The organism is Paenibacillus sp. 37 (genome assembly GCF_008386395.1).
GTDB classification, from domain to species: domain Bacteria; phylum Bacillota; class Bacilli; order Paenibacillales; family Paenibacillaceae; genus Paenibacillus; species Paenibacillus amylolyticus_B.
Window position 1 is genome coordinate 5,812,042 of record NZ_CP043761.1, and the last position, 17,982, is coordinate 5,830,023.

Sequence of the window (17,982 nt, forward strand, 5' to 3'; positions counted from 1 at the left end):
ATCTGAAGAGAATGTTCTCCAGATGTATATGAAGTACAAGTGTACAATAATCCTTCTAATATAAATGAATAGCAAAAAAAGCCTTCCCTTTGTACTCGTAAGCGTTTACGACAAAGACAAGACTTTCACGCGATCACAGTGACATGTGTTACCTCTTTCCAACAATCTAAAACATTCTGTACCCACCCAAACGCAACTTCTGGATCGTCCAGCCACTGATTATCGCACCAGCCAGTCCAGCGATGCCCGTCATATAGTCTACAAGCTGGAAAGAACCCAGATGTGACATCAGAGATGACGACTGATCCCATAGAGAGTATACAACAACAGGCAGAATTACAATAATGAACAGATAGGAAGGAAACCAGGTTGTCTTCATCAGCATGTTCAGAATGAAACCGATACCAAACATCATAACGAAAAATAATACCATTAATACCAAAACAGGTATAAATTGCATCGGGCGACACTCACCTCATCTTTCACACATTCAGGTTTCACTTCTGGATAGTAGTTAGTGTACCGCAAAAAATGTGGCGAAGCAACGAACTTTCTGGACAAATTTCCCTATAATTATACTCTGTTCATTTGCCCTTCTGCTTCATGTTGGGATACAATGTAAACGATAAAGCAATCACCCATCCCTTATAGTGCGTATTCAAAAAGACCGGTTTTCAGTGCGGACTTTTTGAACAACCTCTTATAGGGATTTGGAAATATACCTTGCAGGAGGAACACAACCAATGAACGAAGCCGCATCAACACTGGAGGGCTGGTATGCCCTGCATGATTTTCGCTCGATTAACTGGGCCGCCTGGAAAGCAGCAGATGATGAGGAACGTGCTGTAGCGCTGGACGAGCTGGAGGAATTCTGGAAGGAATGGAAAGAAGTCGAGAATTCATCCCAGGGAAGCACGGTCGTTTATACCGTAGTGGGACAAAAGGCTGACCTTTGCATGATGCACCTGCGTGAAACGCTGGAAGATCTGAAGGCTGTTGAAAACGCATTTAACAAAACGATGTTTGCCCAATACACAACGAAGTCGTATTCCTACGTTAGTGTAGTGGAACTGAGCAACTATCTTGGCAAAGAAGGCGAAGACCCGATGCAGAATCCGGAGATTATCGCCCGTCTGAAACCCGTTCTGCCACAACGACAATACATCTGCTTCTATCCGATGAACAAAAAACGTGAGCTGAATGACAACTGGTACATGTTGTCCATGGACGAGCGTCGCACCATGATGCGCAGTCACGGCATGATTGGTCGCAGCTATGCGGGTAAAGTGAAACAGATCATTACCGGCTCTGTCGGTTTCGACGATTGGGAATGGGGCGTTACGCTATTTGCGGATGATGCACTTCAGTTCAAAAAACTTGTCTATGAGATGCGTTTTGATGAAGTGAGTGCCCGTTATGGCGAATTCGGTTCGTTCTATGTGGGAAGCCTCTTGAACGAAGAAACGTTGGAAGACATGCTTAAGCTGTAAACATAATGCAAAGCACAATAAAGCACCGCGACATCTCCTGTAAAGGATATTGTCAGCGGTGCTTTTTCTCATTCATGTACGTGTGGACAACCAAGTCGGACGATGATCCATTTGCAGTTGTTCACTCTATTTTATAAGCCCCTGTTAATTCTTAATCATCGTCCTCTTCATCTACCGCTTTTAGCGATTCGAGGAACTCGGCTGTGGCCCGATCACGGTCACGCCCCTTCTCTTTAAGCCGCTCAATCGCAGGCATAATGAGAATATCCACTTCTTTCTGCACGATGTAGGCCAGATCATACTGATCCTGTTCCTCGAGATAACCACCGACCTGCATCAGGGCGTTGTATCGATCCAGCTCTTCACGTGTTAATAGTCCCCGGACCTGAACACTGCAATGTCTCATCCAAAAAAACGCCCTTTCTTCAGGACTAGCGGAATACCACCAATGATGAACAGATAACGCAGATCAACCAGCTTCTTCAACTGAGCCGCTTTCCAGCCCTTGTATTTCTTGCCGCCTACAACAGCAATGGCTTCACCTTTACCCAATGAAGCAACCGTGCCTTTGCTCGTAAATACAAAAGGTTGTGGCTGTTTCTTGCGAATGGATGCCACGACGTTCTTGGCGCAGTTTACACCCTGCTGCATCGCAATCTGGGCTGTTGGCGGATAAGGCCGTCCTTCCGCGTTGAAGACCAGTGAATTATCACCAATCACATAGACATGCTCATGTCCCGGGGCACGCAGATAATCATCTACTTTCACACGTCCTCGCATCACTTCAAGACCTGCCTGTTCAAGCAATGAGTTACCGCGAATACCGCCGGTCCATACGACTGTAGCCGCATCGAGCTTTTCACCCTCACCCACAATAACCCCGTCCGGGAGACATTGCTTGATTGGAACACCAATTTTGAAAGTAACGCCCTTCTTCTTGAGCACATTCATCGCATGCTCTACCAGTTCCGGATCAAATCCAGGCAAAGCTGAAGGCGCTGCCTCTACATTGTAGATGTGCACGTGTTTCGGATTCACGTCGAACTCCTTGCACAGCTGTGGAATACGATCTGCAAGTTCAGCTACGAATTCAACACCACTGAAACCCGCTCCACCTACGACAAACCGAATACGATTTCGTTTGTTATCGTTTTTGTACATCGCAAATTGATATTCGATGTGTTCTCGAATCAGTCTGACCGAGTTAATGCTGCGGATTGTCATGGCGTGATCGAGCATCCCCGGAATACCGAAGGTCTCAGGCTCACCGCCTAGTCCAATAATCAGATAATCATAGGATAACGTGCCATCCTCCAGAATAATCTTCCGATCCTGCAGACGAATCTCCTTCACGGAAGACTTGACCAGATCAATCTTGAACTCATCAATCAGCTTAGAAATGGGTACTCTTGCATGCTCAATGGTATCCGTGCCGGCTGCCGGCATATGTAGATGTGTAGTAATATAATGATAATCATGCCGGTTCACCAATGTGACGTCGGCCTCGTTATAGTTCAATTCCTTCTGCAGCCGCTGGGCTGTCAGAATCCCGCCATAGCCCGCGCCGAGGATGACGATTTTGGGAATACTGCTCATGTCTATACCCCTTCCGGTTTCACTTGCATCAGCCCGATCTTGGGTGAGATGCAAAATGCACATACTTACAAATATTGATGATGTCTTGCCCATTATGACAACAAATGTTAACTTCGCGAATTTATTTAAACGTTTGCATCAATTTCATAACTCACTAAAAATGGATTTTATGAAACTAGATATCGACGTATCGAACCGTTTTGATCTATATCTAGACTTGATTGAAGCAACTAAAGGTTTATGAAATTGATACGTTTGCACGCAAGTTATCGTTTCAAGTTGTGAAATTAACCACAAGATTCTACAAAACACGGGATCTGTCTTCATATTACATATTGACTCTAAATTAGACAAAAAAACACATAGTACAGGTCAAGGATATCTGTATTTCTAGTAAAGATCAAGGTTTTTTTTGTTATTTTTCATAACCTTTCATTTCCAATTTCATCCTATTCTCATCTGATCTTCATCAATTGTTCCCAGTTTCGTGACGCCGCTAACTTTGCAACCCTGAATACACCGTTTATAATAGGAAAGACAGTTCAGCACCCATGCCGGTTACGATACGTAGCCTGCACATTCTTTCTGTTAACTACCTATTAAAATATGAAAGGTGTTGTTGATTCTTGACTGCACAAAATTCCAGTCATGATATGACTGATTTACTTATTATCGGTGGAGGCCCTGCGGGTCTGTTCGCCGCGTTTTATGGTGGGATGCGTCAGGCATCCGTTACACTGGTTGAAAGTATGCCACAGCTTGGCGGACAACTTGCCGCTCTTTATCCGGAGAAATACATCTATGATGTAGCCGGATTCCCGAAAGTAACGGCTCAGGAACTGGTGAATAACCTGGTTGAGCAAATGAGTCATTTTAACCCGAACATCCGCCTTGAAGAAAAGGTTATATCGGTGGAGAAAAAGGATGAGCAACATTTCGTCGTGAAAACGGATGAGAATGAATATCATGCCAAAGCCGTCATTATTACAGCTGGTGTAGGTGCATTCGAACCACGTCGTCTGGAGCTTGAAGGTGCTGCCAAGTTCGAGAAGAGCAACCTGCACTACTTCATCAGTGATCTGAATGCCTTCGCCGGCAAAAAAGTATTGATCAGTGGCGGCGGTGACTCCGCGGTAGACTGGGCACTCATGCTGGAGCCTATCGCTGAGCAAGTGACGCTGATTCATCGCCGGGACAAGTTCCGTGCACATGAGCACAGTGTCGAAAACCTGATGAATTCCAAGGTGAATGTCGTTACACCGACCGAAATCACGGAACTTCATGGGGATGACACGATTACCAAAGTAACCCTTTCCCATGTGAAAACCAAAGAAACTCAGGAAATCGAAGTAGATGACGTGATCGTTAACTTCGGATTTGTCTCTTCTCTCGGACCAATTGCCGAGTGGGGTATCGAAATTGACAGTAACTCCATCGTTGTTGATTCCCGCATGGAAACATCTATTCCAGGAATCTTCGCTGCCGGAGATATCACAACATACCCAGGTAAACTGAAGCTGATCGCTGTCGGATTCGGCGAAGCTCCAACAGCCGTCAACAATGCAAAGGTATACTTCGATCCGGATGCCAAATTGTCCCCAGGACACAGCAGTAACATGAAACGCTAGTTTTGCTGAAATAACATATATTGATACAAAAAAGGGTATCTTACTCCTGAGTGAATCCATATCAGGAGGGATACCCTTGTCTTATATATGCCCGCTGTGTAACGGTCTGGTTGTACCGGAGCAGGCTTGCCCCCACTGCCTTCAGGGACTGTTAGAATGCGGCAAATTGGATGATTACACCGGACCATACAGCCCCTACGTATTCCAACCTTCCTCTGACACGGCAGACGAAGTCGAAAACGTTTGCAATCATGTGATGTACTGTCACCATTGTCAAACAAGCACGCCATGGCCAGTCTCACTATGGGACTTGTCCGGAAACCTGTAACATTGCCTGCAATGAGGATCTCTAGTGAAGAATGGCAGATACGTCGGTACCCAGTTTGCGCTTATGGATTTCTGCCAACAGCAGTGCGATGAAATCTCGTTCGAGATTCAACTCAATCGCTTTATGGTAGGAATCCAACAACATCTCATCGGATAACATAGCCATTTCCCGCCACAACCTTTCCTTTTTTTTCCTCAAAACTATCATATCAGAGATTCATATAGAGAACAAGCGTTCTTGTTATCCACAACGATATGTGGAAATCCTGTGCATAGTTTGTTGATAAATGGAAAAAATACAGAGTAATCAACGTGTATAGTGTGGACAATATTTATGCACAGGGAGTTTGTACTACTGTCAGAACGTTTATCTGCGTATTTTTTTTGGAATAAATTCATAGTTTCAAGACTTGTTGCGAGTAAATTACCCTGTAATGTAAAATTTCAAACGGTTTTCATATCGTTTTCTTCTATATATTATCGGATTTTCTTGAATTTTCTTGAGTTTTCCCATTCATTTTCTATTGGGGTCTGGTATTCACTTCCAGAATCCAAATCTTGCCTGAATAATCCAGTCCATAATCAAATCCAAGCTGACCTACACCAGGGAAATGTCTTTCCATAATGTACGTACATGTCAGTGTAAGGGAACGCATCTCCCGGCGTTTGTGCCGACCGGATATATGTGGCAGGGATAAACCAAGAGCTCGCCTTCCTGATAACATGGTTCCACCCTTGCTCAGATTCGTCACACAGAGTCCGGGACGAGCGAGTCGTCCTACTAAGGAACGGAATACCCAGCCTCGTTCGGTTTTGACCACTTTGACTCTGTAATCAACAGGTCTCCCTTGAATTGTTGCCAGATGAATGCCTTGCTGGATCAAGTACTTGCGTCTAGCCTTTACACGCACTAGAGAGCGATACATCTGGCTGAAACTGGTGAAAGAACGGGTCGTTTTCATATGGGTGTATCGATAAGCCCCACCGCTCGCCGATACCCGGATGACACCGTAACCTCCACCTCCTACAATAGGTTTGACATACACCATTCCATAATGACTGAGCATTTGCAGCAGATTACCCGAGTTGAATGCCTTGGTCTGTGGGATATGGACAGCAGCTACCGGGTATTTCATCAGAGCCGCTGTCTTCCGCCATTTGCTTGCAAGTTGTCTCGACATGGGTTGATCTCCTTCCTTGAAACAATAGTCCTTCCTTATACATACTCAACAGAAGCCTTGCTTTCTTGGATGTCTGTCCACGGCAAAGGCCCCTTTTCCATGTAACCTGTCCCAGGGGTGATGGCGGAAACGGGAACAAGCGCCCGGTTTGCTTTTCAAACAAGTCAATCTGTCGTATGCTACTAAGGAATGGCTGGAAGGGCTTAAATATGAGGATCTAAGGAGCGTTCTGAACAAATGGAAGCATTTTTCAAATCACTTTATGGCGTAGCCTATTTTGCAATGTCGATCGTTCTGGTAGCTGTTACGGTACTTCTCTTTGTCACAGGTATTCGACTGTTTATGCAAAAGCGTAATCGCGGCTTTGCCGTGAGTTGTCTTATATTTGCCTGTTTCATCGTCTTTATCATTGTTGTTATGTTAACTACGCCCTTCTCTGCCACACCGCCGGGTTCACCGGAAGCCATGGCTGCCCTTCTTCACTTCGGGTAGTTGAACCTCTGTAGAAGGAGATGCTTATGACACGTACTAATGAAACCTTAGGAATTATTGATATCGGCTCGAACTCCATTCGTCTAGTTATATATGAACTGGATCAGGATGCAGCCTATCGCATCATTCATGAAGACAAATACGCTGCTCGTCTGAGCAGCGTTGTTGAGCCGGATGGTACCATCCTTCGCCACTCTTTGGATAAAGCCATCACCATCTTGCGTCAATTCAAAGCGACCTGTGAAGCGTATCAGACCAAACTGATTCGCGCAGCAGCTACCGCAGCTATTCGTAATGCAAGCAATGTCCTGGAGATTATTGAATGGCTGGAGACCGAGACGGGGCTTACCATTGAATGTGTATCGGGAGATCGGGAGGCCTATTATGGGTTCCTTGGTGTCACTCAATCCATTGATCTGGCTGATGGTTACGTCGTGGATATTGGAGGCGGCAGCACAGAGATCACGGTCTTTCAGAATCGGAAGAGGTTACATAGCATCTCCCTCCCTATTGGTGCAGTGAATTCACATGCCCGTTATGGGGGCGAAGATCAGTGGACCGAGGAAAATGCAAATGCATTATGCAACGAAGTCATTGAGGCTCTCCGTGGACAGGATTGGATTCGTGAGCACCCTGGTCTGCCACTCATCGGACTTGGCGGCACAATGCGTACACTTGCCAAAGTGGAACAGAAGCGTACCCAGTATTCTTTGCCTGTGAGCCATCATTATGAGATCAGTGAGGAAGCGATGGAGAATATTGCTCGCACCTTGCCACATTTCACCTCAGCACAGCGTAAAAAGGTACCTGGGCTCGCCAAAGATCGCGCAGACATCATTGTGCCCGGCGTACTGATCCTGCGAACCATCTTCCAGTTAATACAGGGAGATCGTTATGTGGTTAGTGGTGCGGGTCTACGAGACGGGTTGTTGCGTGATTACATGGCTGGAGGTCAGCCGGTCGTTCCAGACGCGCTGAAAGACAGTATCCGCAACTTTATCCATTTTGGTCCGCCTATTCCAGAGAAACGTCTGCAACGGATTCATCAGGATATGGTTACCCTGTATACGGCATTACAAGGTACCCCTCCTGATCAAGCAGATGCCCGAATCCTGTATGCATCCTCCATGCTGCACATGGCAGGTAAGCAGATTAACTATTTCCGTTATACACAGCACTCGGCCTATTGGATCATGAATTCAAGCATCTATGGACTTTCTCATCGGGAGACCATTCTAAGTGCCAGTGCAGCTGATTATCATCCAAAAAAAAGAACGCCCCAGCTGCTGAATAAGCACCGGGACATTCTGAAAAACTCGGATGAGCGGCATGCTCATCGTATTGGCTCTCTGCTGCGCGTAGCTGAAGCCATCAATCGATCCGAAAGCATCGCTGCGATTGAAGCAACAAAAGAAAACGACTCGCTGCAGGTGCAATTCACCTGTACAGCTGAGCCGTTACTGGAACTTGATGGCCTGGAAGAGGCCGTCAAGGATCTGAAGGAAGCCTGGGGAGTTACGTTAACGCACTCCATTCAGCAGGCTTCCAAGGGATAATACCCATGGCCTCCGTCTGACTTCTCAGCGGGGGCTTTTCATTTTTTACAAATACATAATTGCCACCAGGCATAAGCTCTCTGGCTTTGACATTATCCATAAGGGACAGATTAAGAATATCGACCAGCATTTTCTTCAGCTCTGGATCGAACACGGGACACATCAGTTCAATTCTTCGATTCAGGTTACGTGTCATCCAGTCTGCACTGGAGATGAATACATCCGGGTTGCCGCTATTTTCAAAATAAAACAACCGTGAATGCTCCAGAAAACGATCCACAATGCTAATGACCCGAATATTCTCACTGAGCCCCTCTACCCCCGGACGCAGACAACATACACCACGCACAATCAGATCGATCTGCACGCCGGCTTGAGAAGCCTCGTATAATTCATCAATCATTTCCTGATGGGATAAGGAGTTGATCTTGGCAATGATTCTGGAAGGTTTCCCTTTCAGCGCGTGCTCCGTTTCTCTACGAATCAGTGCAAACAACTCATCCTTCATACCATCCGGAGCTACGCGGAACGCCTGCAATGCCTTCGGACCGGAGTATCCGGTAATCTCATTGAACAATTCGGATGCATCTTCCCCAATAATCGGATTAGAGGTGAACAGTCCCACGTCCGTATACACTTTGGCTGTACTCTCATTATAGTTACCGGTTCCTACATGAACATAACGTCTCAGCCCCTGCTGTTCCCTGCGTACGACAAGAATGATTTTGGCATGGGTCTTGAGTCCAACCAGTCCATAAACCACGTGACATCCGGCCTTCTCCAGCTTACGGGCCCAAGCAATGTTACGCTCTTCATCAAACCGGGCTTTCAATTCCACCACCACCGTGACCTGCTTACCACTCTCAGCGGCAAGTGCAAGTGCCGGAATAAGGCGTGAATCGCCATTGACCCGATATAATGTCATCTTGATAGCCAGAACTCTTGGATCTTCCGAAGCCTCCAATATAAAATCAGTGACTGGTTCAAACGATTCGTATGGATGATGCACCAGTACATCGCGTTTGCGCAGCAACTCAAAATGACTTTCTCTTGGGAGAAACTCAAGTGGGTAGACTGGCTTCACCGGACTGTATTTCAGATGTGAGAAACTTTCCAGACTGTCTACGAATCCCGCCAGAAAACTCAGATCGAGTGGTCCATCAATTTCATATACCGGGTCCTGAATATCAAATTCATCCTGCAATTCCAATAAGGCATCCGGACGAAAATCCTTGCAGACTTCCAGTCGTACAGGAGCCCCGCGGCGTCTGCGTCGCAATTCTTTTTCAATAGCCTCAAGCAGATCTTCCGCTTCTTCTTCATTAATGAACAGATCCGCATTGCGGGTCACTCGGAACTCCTGTGCAGCAAGCGAGATATATCCGCTGAAGAGCGTATGGATATGATGTTTGATAAGATCTTCAATCAATATGAATGTTTTCTTTTTGCTATTCGCCCGAATGGGAGCCTGAACTACCCGCGGCAGATTGGAAGGTACCTGAACAATAGCCATAAACGGCTCGCCCTCTTGCTCCCCTTCCTTCTGTAACATCACGGACAGATAGACAGACTTGTTGTGTACCAGTGGGAACGGACGACTCTGGTCAATCGCCATCGGTGTGAGTACCGGAAAAATAATCTCATGAAAGTATTGGTCCATTGCGCGCTGCTGTGTCACATTAAGATCTGTATATTCCTGAATGTTCACGCCTTTCTTGGCGAGTAGACGAATGAGTTCACGATACGTTTTATACTGTTCGGCGACCATGGTCCCGGTTCGTTTGATCAATCTGCGGTACAATCCCGAAGGCGTGTATCCTGTAAAATCTTTTTGCGTGAATCCGGCCTTGATCTTCTCTTTTGTCTCTGCCACCCTTACACTGACGAACTCGTCCAGATTACTAGCGACAATGCCGAGAAATCTCATGCGTTCCAGCAGAGGCGTTGTTGGATCCTGGGCCTCCTGAAGTACGCGCCGATTAAATTCAACCCAACTCAAATCACGATTAACGTAGTTACCTGTTTTGACGTCTCTATGCATGTATGGCCTCCGAATGTGTTGCATATCTATTCTTGGTTAGAAGTTCTCATATAATTGTACTATTCGTAATCAACATCAAGCGTCAGCGCAGTGTAAACGCTACGTAAAATTTATGTAAATGATACCTCATGGCCGCAACTTTTTCCATCCCTTTACAAAGGTCAATAGACAGAGTAAAGTGAAGTACAGTGTGATTTGGTCCGGTTGCTTGTTCTCATTCCAAATATATTTGATTAAAGGAGTATATAATGAAATCCAACAAACCTAGAACGTTACAAAAAAATATAGAGTTTTTCACGGCTGCACTATCGCAATGTATGGTAAGCGCATGGCAGGAAGACCCGGCTGGCGTCTATTGCGAGGTAGGTTGTGGCATTGTGGAACGAATCAGTGAAGACAGTGTGCGCATCCGAAACAATGACGGAACAAAGAGCCATTATGCACGAGATATCACGATGTTCCAGACTGAAAAATAATTTTGCATAACTACGTAAAAAAGACTAGCTTTGCGAAACAAGGTGTTGTATACTCTTGCCACAAGGAAAGGAGGTGCGTCAACATTTCTAATGTCATGTTGAACGTGTCCCTTACCCGATCCACTAGCTCAAATTAAAAGAGTCTAGTGGAGGCGCGGGATACGGATCAATGTTTTAAAAAGCGCCACGGGTAGAAAAGCCGTCTTCGGACGGCTTTTTGTTTTGTCTTTTTTCTGTAGAGAGGTTGAGAAAACACCCAAAATATTGGAAATAGACCCTTTAGTAGAGCAAACCAGGATGGCTATAATTAGGATGCAACTCAACCTAAATCCGAGGAGGCATCTTGTAATGTTCAAAAATGTAAGGGGTTTCAAGACATCCATCATGTTGGCTTTTGTTTTGTTATTCACCTCCATCCTGTTGCCCGCAGGTCAGCATGCCAGCGCAGCACCAAGTTTCGCCAAAGGAGCCGACATCAGTTGGGTTCCCGGAATGGAAGCCCAAGGGTACAAATGGAAAGATAAAAACGGAGTTCAGCGTGACATCATTGATATTTTGAAAAAAGACTATCAAATCAACTCCGTCCGCATTCGGGTATTCGTTAATCCTTCGAATGATTATGGGAACGGTTACATGAATAAGGATCGTGCGGCTACACTCGCACAGCGTGCCAAGAATGCCGGCATGAGTGTAATGCTTACCCTGCACTACAGCGATTCCTGGGCAGACCCTGGTCAACAAACTAAACCTGCTGCCTGGAAAAACTATACGTTCCAACAGCTCATGGATGCGGTATGGAACCACACTCGTGATGTCATGACGGCGATGCAGAGCAAAGGCGTTACCCCGGACTGGGTACAGATCGGGAATGAAACAAGCAACGGCATGTTATGGGAAGATGGCAAAGCATCCACCAACATGAAAAACTATGCGTGGCTGGTGAATACAGGCCATAATGCAGTAAAATCCCTGAGCAGCGGTACCAAAACCATTGTGCATCTCGCAGGTGGAGATGATAACGCCCTCTATGTATGGAATATTGGTGGTTTGATCAATAACGGAGCTAACTTTGACATGATCGCCATGTCCCTCTATCCTTCAGCTTCCGGCTGGAACACCGCTGTGACGAATACGGTAAACAATGCCAAGGATATGATCAACCGTTATGGCAAAGAGATCATCATCTCCGAAATTGGCATGGACAATAACCAAGCTGCAGCTGGAAAAAGTTTTGTTGCCGCGATGAAAAACCAAATCCGCAATTTGCCAAACGGCAAAGGAAAAGGTGTATTCTACTGGGAGCCTCAGGCTACACCAGGGTACAATGGCGGCTATGGCAAAGGCGCATGGCAGTCTAATATGATGCCAACGGCGGTCATGGAAGGATTTATTGACTAGGTACGGTGGGTAGAAGTGCGGGCTTTGGGGGGCAGCGTGGTGGCGTTCCGGGGGCGGATCGTTCTTATGATCGCTGTTATCCCCAGATTTTATGAATTCCCTTATTAGGGGAAAATCCGGGGATAAAGGCGACCGCTTCGCTTCTTCAGAATCGATTCCGCCCCCTCCACTACGTTGCTGCTTCTGTGTGAGGCACTTCTAAAACCGTGTGTAGTCAAATGGGATTAAGTAGTAAGGTAAAACAAGGGCTGAAGGCGCTATTCCTGTGGGAGTGGCGCCTTTTTGTGATGAAGTGCGCGCTTTGGGGTAGCACGATGGTGGGCGTTCCGGTGGCGGATCGTTCTTATGATCGCTGTTATCCCCAGATTTTATGAATTCCCCTTGTAAGGGGAAAATCCGGGGATAAAGGCGAACGCTCCGCTTCTTCAGAATCGATTCCGCCCCCTCCACTACGTTGCTGCTCCTTGAGACACTTCTAAAACCGTGTGTAGGCAAGTTATTAGGGTAACGAAAGACGGAAGGCTGTTCCCAGTGGGAGTAGCGCCTTTTGGCGATGAAGTGCGTTAAGGGCGCAACGTGCTGGGCGTTCAAGGGCGGATCGTTCTTATGATCGCTGTTATCCCCAGATTTTATGAATTCCCCTTGTAAGGGGAAAATCCGGGGATAAAGGCGACCGCTTCGCTTCTTCAGAATCGATTCCGCCCCCTCCACTACGTTGCTGCTTCTGTGAGGCACTTCTAAACCGTGGGTAGTCAAATGGATTAAGTAGTAAGGTGAAACAAGTGCACGAAGGCGCTATTCCTGTGGGAGTAGCGCCTTTTTGTGATGAAGTGCGTTGAGGTTGCAGCGTGGTGGGCGTTCCTGGATCGGATCGGGCACTTCTCAAGCGTGTCGATCAATCGGGGAGGGGTGCACCACTCGGGCTGGAGACTGATGTTCTTTTGGCTTACATATGAATATAATAAGTTTATTGAGATAACACATAGGATCAACTTCTTATTGGAGCGGGGGAAAATGGATGAGTTTTTTAAAAGGGATAGGTCAATTGGCTGGGGAAGTTACCGGAAAAGTGTTGGGTGGCAGCGTCAGGGTTGTTGGTGAGATCGCAGGTAGCCCCTTTATCAAAGAAATCGGGAACGGTGTAGAGAAAGCTACGATCAATACAGGCAAAACCATTGGACAACTGGCTAGTGGTACATATGATCTTGCCAGTGGTGCAATTCGAAAAGATGATACTACCATAGACGCGGGGCTTGCTGATATTGGAGGTGCCGTAACCACTACTGCAAAAGGTGTAGCGATATCAGCCAAGTATGTATATAACAGCGGTAAAGATGTTGTTGTGGGCATGAAAGAGGAAGATAAGGACAGAGTCAAGCTGGGTGCCAAGAATCTTTTAGCAGCCGCTGCGGTAACAACACTCGCTGTAGGTGTCATTGATGCAGTTGATGGGCCTGAAGGTATGGATACGTAGGAATCCGAATTAGATCACTAATAACACAACAACTGCAGAAATACAGCCTAGCAGGGCAATAAAAATATGGAGACAACTAAATGAGATTTTTTCAAGTAAAATCCGTTGTCTCTTCTGAATAAAACATGAGTAGATGAACACCGTTATCACAACGGGCAGATATAAATGAAAATCCGGACCATTCATGCTCGGTAATAGTTTATTAATATATCCACCTATCGTCTCGTTGACCATCATGAACCCATATATACTACCAATTATTGCTGAAACTGCAAACTGAAATAGTATCTTAACTACACCCTTCTTTACAAAGAATGGATCACGTTTGCGGTAACCGTTATTAACCATCATATATCTGTCGCCTCCTCGTTTTTCTATTACTCTTTTTGGTTATTACTCCTTTATTTTACCATAACGTTGATCAGCTGCCTTCTTAGTTTTTGTCATTCCATCGTTTCCCCACAAACAAAAAGATGGCCCTGTCCACCTTATTGGCAGACAGGGCAACTATGGTGATACCAGATTAGCTTTATCCTCAGCTTACCTTAGCAAGTCGCGTGGCACGCATCGATGCGGTTGCATATACGATAAGCGCAATCCAGATGAGCGCGAAACCAACGAGCAGAACTGGCGAGACCGTTTCCTTGAATACAAACACACTCAGGATCAGCATGATTGTCGGACCAATATACTGCACAAAACCTAGTGTGGACAATGACATTCGAGCAGCCGCCCGTGCAAAGAACAGCAGTGGCAGCGCCGTCACCACGCCGGAAAGCAGCAGTTCGAAGAACATCGGTGCAGGCAACGTCCATGCCGTTGCTTTTCCCACAATGGCCAAGTAGATCCAGTAACCGAGTGCGATGGGCAGAACTACAGCTGTCTCCGAAAATAAGCCCACTGAAGCATCTTGCTTGATCTTCTTCTTCGCCAGACCGTACAAGCCAAATGACACGGCCAGCGAGATCGCAACCCATGGGAAACGTCCGTAGTCGATAGCGATGATAAGCACCGCGACACCAGCGATGGCAATCGCGAGCCATTGTCCACGGTTTGGCTTTTCATGAAGGAAGACAACCGCCAGCAGCACATTCAGTAACGGGTTCAAATAATAGCCCAGACTTGTCTCAACCACATGACCGTTGTTAACTGCCCAGATGAAGATCAGCCAGTTAATAGCAATTAGCAGTCCACTTGCGGTAAGGGACAGCAGGGTCGAACGACTGGTCAGAATTCGCTTCATGTCACCCCAACGACGTTGGACGGCAACGAAAATTCCCATAAAGACAAATGACCAGACGACCCTGTGCGATAAAATCTCGCCTGCCGGTACATTTTCAAACAACTTCCAATACAGCGGGAGAACCCCCCACATGATATACGCAATGATTGCGTTGATTAATCCACTATTCATAACTGTATCCCCTCTTATTGCTCTGATATCTCAACGGATTATACGCCTCGATCCTCGTTTAAGTAAAGGGGTAATAGGTCATACAGGAATCCATGCCTAGTTCAAATGACTTTTTTTTGAGCAAAATCCCCCGTATAGCGCTACCAAATTATACTTTGCGCTTTTTCTTTCTTACTATCATATAGAGGATAAAGATCGCCGCTAATACGAATATACCTACGATATACAAATCGATGTCTTGCTCAAACATAAACCACATTTTGTGTTCTAAGTTTACTTGTTGTTTGGGTAGATATCCTTCCCCGAATAGTTCAGTTGCTTGATTAATATTGTTCATTTCGATGGTCGAACTGCACGGACTACTGCTTAACTCGACATTCGCCTCACTAAAGTAGATTAAGTATTTGTTGCCTTCCTTGAAATCAAACCCCCAAGTATAGTTCGTTCCGATAATTAGTTGAGAGCTAACTTCAGTATTCCAACTCCTCTCAGCTTCCACTAAAATATATCTAATTTTCTCTTTTGTGCCCGTAAACCCCTTTTGCTTTAAGTCCACCTTTACTTGCTTTACTTCACCATAAACAGCTCCATCATATATTTCTAACTGTTCTTGGGGACCTCCCGATTCAACACATGACAAAGCGTTAGCATTTTGTGCATTTGAGATAAAAAACACGGTAGAGAAACAAAATATTAACGTGAAAATACGAAGCTTCAGTTCATCCACCTTCTTCTCATCATCTTAATTCGTACATCTTTATTGACCTGTTTAACAGGAAAAATGTTGCATTTTTCCTGACTTTAGGTGGATCAACAAAGAAGCAACCAACCGGACACAGTTGGTTACTCCACTTGGCTTTTTAAGTTTCGTATTTCTTTTTCCATTCTTCACTCCATTTTTGAAAACTTTTTCCCGTTACTTCTTCCAATGTTTTTCCATCCAACGAATATGGTGCTCCATCCATTGCTGCATTTGGGAAGGATGTCCCCCCTATAACTTTGCCTTCACAAAGTATTATTGAAACTTTGGATTTACTATCGTCTAACGTTCCCAGAGGATGGTTTGTTACTGTAAAGCTATACACCGATATTTCCATTCCGAAATACTGTTCGGGTTCTACTTTTTGAACCGCCCATGTCTGTCTATATGGTATCGTTTCCGTTATCCCGTAGAGTAGTTTGTCTTTGCTTAGAGTGTATTTCTGAACTTGACCATCGTACGAAGAAATTTTATAACCTTTTGCCTTAACATATTCTGTCGCAGTCTTTTGATCACCTGTGATCGTGAGTTCATCTGTACCCAACATCGTGACCTCGTTATTGCACCCAGCAATGATAAAAAAAACTAGCGCTAATACAATACGGATAGGTTTAAAATACATCAAGTTCTCCCCCCGCAACGTGAAGTAGTTTATTCATTTTTTTGACGATTAGTTTATTAAAATGGTTTTACTATTCTGCCGTTACATTAACAAAAAAGCTGCCGACCCTTTTGATCAACTGCCGAATGGTGTTCATTTTATTGACGTTCCTCCAACATGAAACACACCAATTACAGTTTCACCATCCTTGTCATACAGTGGAATATCCCACCCGTCTGGTGATCTGCTGTTCTGTATCGCAATAGCTTCTTCAGGTGTTTTTGGTTGCTCGCCATCCATGTCTTTTTTCAGCAGATATCCTTCTGTACCATCCACACCAGTAGCCAGGATTAAATCAGGTTCCGTTTCTGGAGAAGTCGCATATGCGGCAGAACCATATGTCTGTCCATTCTTATTTTTCGGATAAAGAGAAGTGATGTGAATTTGATTCATCGCATTTTTAACGTTTGGATATTGGGATAACCCCGAACCACTCGATACACTAATCATTAAAGCCACAAAGATCAATAGTATAACTCCATTAGAATACATCTTCACAACTGTTCACTCCCTTATACTTTTAGGCTCGCAGAAAATCTGATTAAAAGAAGTAGGCCTTCCATATAATCGCATTTACATCCCATATTTAGAATAATATAACATAGATTCAAAGGAGTATTTGGAAGTTGAACGATAATCATCTAACCTGTCTAACTTTATTGCAGAACATCCCTCTTCGATAACATAAAAAAACGGACACCGATCTGTGGAGATCAGCGTCCGTTTGTATGTTCCATATAATAATTTAAAAGTGTTACTTCACTTCGCCGACAACGGTAAAGCGCTCGTTTTTGTGTTGTGGATTCTCGATCTCATCAACCAAAGCAATCGCATAGTCTGCATAGCTGATGTAGCTGTTGCCCTCGCTATTCACGAGAATAACATCGTTGCCTGCTTGATATTTGCCGGTGCGTACACCTTCTGGATTAAAGAATCCAGCCGGACTCAGGAATGTCCATTGAATACCTGAAGATGCTTGCAGATCCTGCAAGTTTTGGCCTTGGTTCGTTGCAGTTGCTTTGTATGCATCAGGGAATCCTGGGGATTCAAAGAGACGCAATGTCTTGGACTCGTCTGTGAACAGGCTTCCTGCTCCACCTACAACGATCAGACGAGTGTTTGGTGCATCTTTCAGGATGTTGATCAACGCTTGTCCTACTTCCACATGCAGGTTTTCTTTACCCGCCAGTGCACCAAATGCATTTACAACCACATCGAAAGCTTTAACATCTTCAGCTGTAAGATCAAATACATCTTTCTCCAGCGTATTCAGGCTTTTATCTTCCAATTTGGATGCATTACGAACGATTGCCGTCACTTTATGCCCTCTGTCTGCTGCTTCTTTCAAAATCACACTTCCCGCTTTGCCTGTTGCACCAATGATTGCAATGTTCATCATGATCTCTCCTTTAAATTATCGATATGGTTTATGTTTGAACTTTATATTGTAACTATAGTTGTTACAATTATGTTTGTCAACCATGCAAC

20 protein-coding genes are annotated in these 17,982 nt (G+C 45.2%); 8 read left to right on the forward strand and 12 right to left on the reverse strand.

Annotated elements, in window-relative coordinates:
• Positions 1 to 166: 166 nt before the first annotated feature.
• Entirely contained in the window at positions 167 to 460 is a 294-nt protein-coding gene (locus F0220_RS24845; protein ID WP_091020829.1) for a YuiB family protein, read from the reverse strand.
• Positions 461 to 743: 283 nt separating this feature from the next.
• On the opposite strand from F0220_RS24845, the gene hemQ reads away from it, so the two are divergent.
• Positions 744 to 1,490 (forward strand): hydrogen peroxide-dependent heme synthase, encoded by a 747-nt coding sequence (gene hemQ / locus F0220_RS24850; RefSeq protein ID WP_149846789.1) that lies wholly within the window; start codon positions 744 to 746, stop codon positions 1,488 to 1,490.
• Between the two features lie 151 nt (positions 1,491 to 1,641).
• Here hemQ and F0220_RS24855 read toward each other — a convergent pair whose 3' ends face one another.
• Together F0220_RS24855 and F0220_RS24860 are read right to left on the reverse strand one after the other, a co-directional pair.
• A complete protein-coding gene (locus F0220_RS24855) occupies positions 1,642 to 1,896 on the reverse strand; it encodes a hypothetical protein (protein ID WP_091020827.1) in 255 nt (84 codons plus the stop codon).
• Positions 1,893 to 3,086 carry an NAD(P)/FAD-dependent oxidoreductase gene (locus tag F0220_RS24860; RefSeq protein WP_036605766.1) on the reverse strand — a complete coding sequence of 398 codons (1,194 nt, stop codon included), beginning with the start codon at positions 3,084 to 3,086 and terminating at the stop codon, positions 1,893 to 1,895. The genes F0220_RS24855 and F0220_RS24860 overlap by 4 nt, the downstream gene beginning before the upstream one ends.
• Before the next feature lie 653 nt (positions 3,087 to 3,739).
• On the opposite strand from F0220_RS24860, the gene F0220_RS24865 reads away from it, so the two are divergent.
• Entirely contained in the window at positions 3,740 to 4,714 is a 975-nt protein-coding gene (locus F0220_RS24865; protein ID WP_210109929.1) for an NAD(P)/FAD-dependent oxidoreductase, read from the forward strand.
• A 76-nt stretch (positions 4,715 to 4,790) separates the two neighbouring features.
• The gene (locus F0220_RS24870; RefSeq protein WP_074096361.1) at positions 4,791 to 5,042 is read left to right on the forward strand and encodes a hypothetical protein; all 252 of its coding nucleotides are present in this window, start codon (positions 4,791 to 4,793) and stop codon (positions 5,040 to 5,042) included.
• A gap of 21 nt (positions 5,043 to 5,063) precedes the next feature.
• Here F0220_RS24870 and F0220_RS24875 read toward each other — a convergent pair whose 3' ends face one another.
• The gene (locus F0220_RS24875) at positions 5,064 to 5,207 is read right to left on the reverse strand and encodes a sporulation histidine kinase inhibitor Sda (RefSeq protein WP_017692430.1); all 144 of its coding nucleotides are present in this window, start codon (positions 5,205 to 5,207) and stop codon (positions 5,064 to 5,066) included.
• A 355-nt stretch (positions 5,208 to 5,562) separates the two neighbouring features.
• Complete coding sequence (locus F0220_RS24880) at positions 5,563 to 6,222, reverse strand: YheC/YheD family protein (protein WP_091020825.1); 660 nt, start codon at positions 6,220 to 6,222, stop codon at positions 5,563 to 5,565.
• 237 nt (positions 6,223 to 6,459) lie between these two features.
• Here F0220_RS24880 and F0220_RS24885 point away from each other — a divergent pair, with 237 nt between their 5' ends.
• Both F0220_RS24885 and F0220_RS24890 read left to right on the forward strand, forming a co-directional pair.
• Positions 6,460 to 6,714, forward strand: a complete 255-nt coding sequence (locus tag F0220_RS24885) for a hypothetical protein (protein WP_017692428.1) — start codon at positions 6,460 to 6,462, stop codon at positions 6,712 to 6,714.
• 26 nt (positions 6,715 to 6,740) lie between these two features.
• A complete protein-coding gene (locus F0220_RS24890) occupies positions 6,741 to 8,270 on the forward strand; it encodes a Ppx/GppA phosphatase family protein (protein ID WP_188310497.1) in 1,530 nt (509 codons plus the stop codon).
• Here the strand turns inward: F0220_RS24890 and ppk1 are convergent.
• Complete coding sequence (gene ppk1 / locus F0220_RS24895; protein WP_091020823.1) at positions 8,230 to 10,311, reverse strand: polyphosphate kinase 1; 2,082 nt, start codon at positions 10,309 to 10,311, stop codon at positions 8,230 to 8,232. The genes F0220_RS24890 and ppk1 overlap by 41 nt on opposite strands.
• A 248-nt stretch (positions 10,312 to 10,559) precedes the next feature.
• Here ppk1 and F0220_RS24900 point away from each other — a divergent pair, with 248 nt between their 5' ends.
• The 3 genes from F0220_RS24900 (at position 10,560) to F0220_RS24910 (ending at position 13,659) form a co-directional block, all read left to right on the forward strand.
• Positions 10,560 to 10,787: a hypothetical protein gene (locus tag F0220_RS24900; RefSeq protein WP_017692425.1), complete on the forward strand. Its 228-nt coding sequence runs from the start codon at positions 10,560 to 10,562 to the stop codon at positions 10,785 to 10,787.
• Between the two features lie 348 nt (positions 10,788 to 11,135).
• A complete protein-coding gene (locus F0220_RS24905) occupies positions 11,136 to 12,185 on the forward strand; it encodes a glycoside hydrolase family 53 protein (RefSeq protein ID WP_091020822.1) in 1,050 nt (349 codons plus the stop codon).
• Between the two features lie 1,018 nt (positions 12,186 to 13,203).
• On the forward strand, positions 13,204 to 13,659 hold the full coding sequence (locus F0220_RS24910; protein WP_149846792.1) for a hypothetical protein: 456 nt from the start codon (positions 13,204 to 13,206) through the stop codon (positions 13,657 to 13,659).
• A gap of 9 nt (positions 13,660 to 13,668) precedes the next feature.
• Here F0220_RS24910 and F0220_RS24915 read toward each other — a convergent pair whose 3' ends face one another.
• The 6 genes from F0220_RS24915 to F0220_RS24940 form a co-directional block, all read right to left on the reverse strand.
• Positions 13,669 to 14,010: a hypothetical protein gene (locus F0220_RS24915; RefSeq protein WP_149846793.1), complete on the reverse strand. Its 342-nt coding sequence runs from the start codon at positions 14,008 to 14,010 to the stop codon at positions 13,669 to 13,671.
• 184 nt (positions 14,011 to 14,194) lie between these two features.
• The gene (gene rarD / locus F0220_RS24920; RefSeq protein WP_105601294.1) at positions 14,195 to 15,073 is read right to left on the reverse strand and encodes an EamA family transporter RarD; all 879 of its coding nucleotides are present in this window, start codon (positions 15,071 to 15,073) and stop codon (positions 14,195 to 14,197) included.
• A gap of 148 nt (positions 15,074 to 15,221) precedes the next feature.
• On the reverse strand, positions 15,222 to 15,800 hold the full coding sequence (locus F0220_RS24925; RefSeq protein ID WP_149846794.1) for a hypothetical protein: 579 nt from the start codon (positions 15,798 to 15,800) through the stop codon (positions 15,222 to 15,224).
• 133 nt (positions 15,801 to 15,933) lie between these two features.
• The gene (locus tag F0220_RS24930; RefSeq protein WP_149846795.1) at positions 15,934 to 16,455 is read right to left on the reverse strand and encodes a hypothetical protein; all 522 of its coding nucleotides are present in this window, start codon (positions 16,453 to 16,455) and stop codon (positions 15,934 to 15,936) included.
• 132 nt (positions 16,456 to 16,587) lie between these two features.
• Positions 16,588 to 16,992 (reverse strand): hypothetical protein, encoded by a 405-nt coding sequence (locus F0220_RS24935; protein WP_146117108.1) that lies wholly within the window; start codon positions 16,990 to 16,992, stop codon positions 16,588 to 16,590.
• A 256-nt stretch (positions 16,993 to 17,248) separates the two neighbouring features.
• Entirely contained in the window at positions 17,249 to 17,890 is a 642-nt protein-coding gene (locus F0220_RS24940; RefSeq protein WP_105601300.1) for an NAD(P)-dependent oxidoreductase, read from the reverse strand.
• Positions 17,891 to 17,982 lie beyond the last annotated feature (92 nt).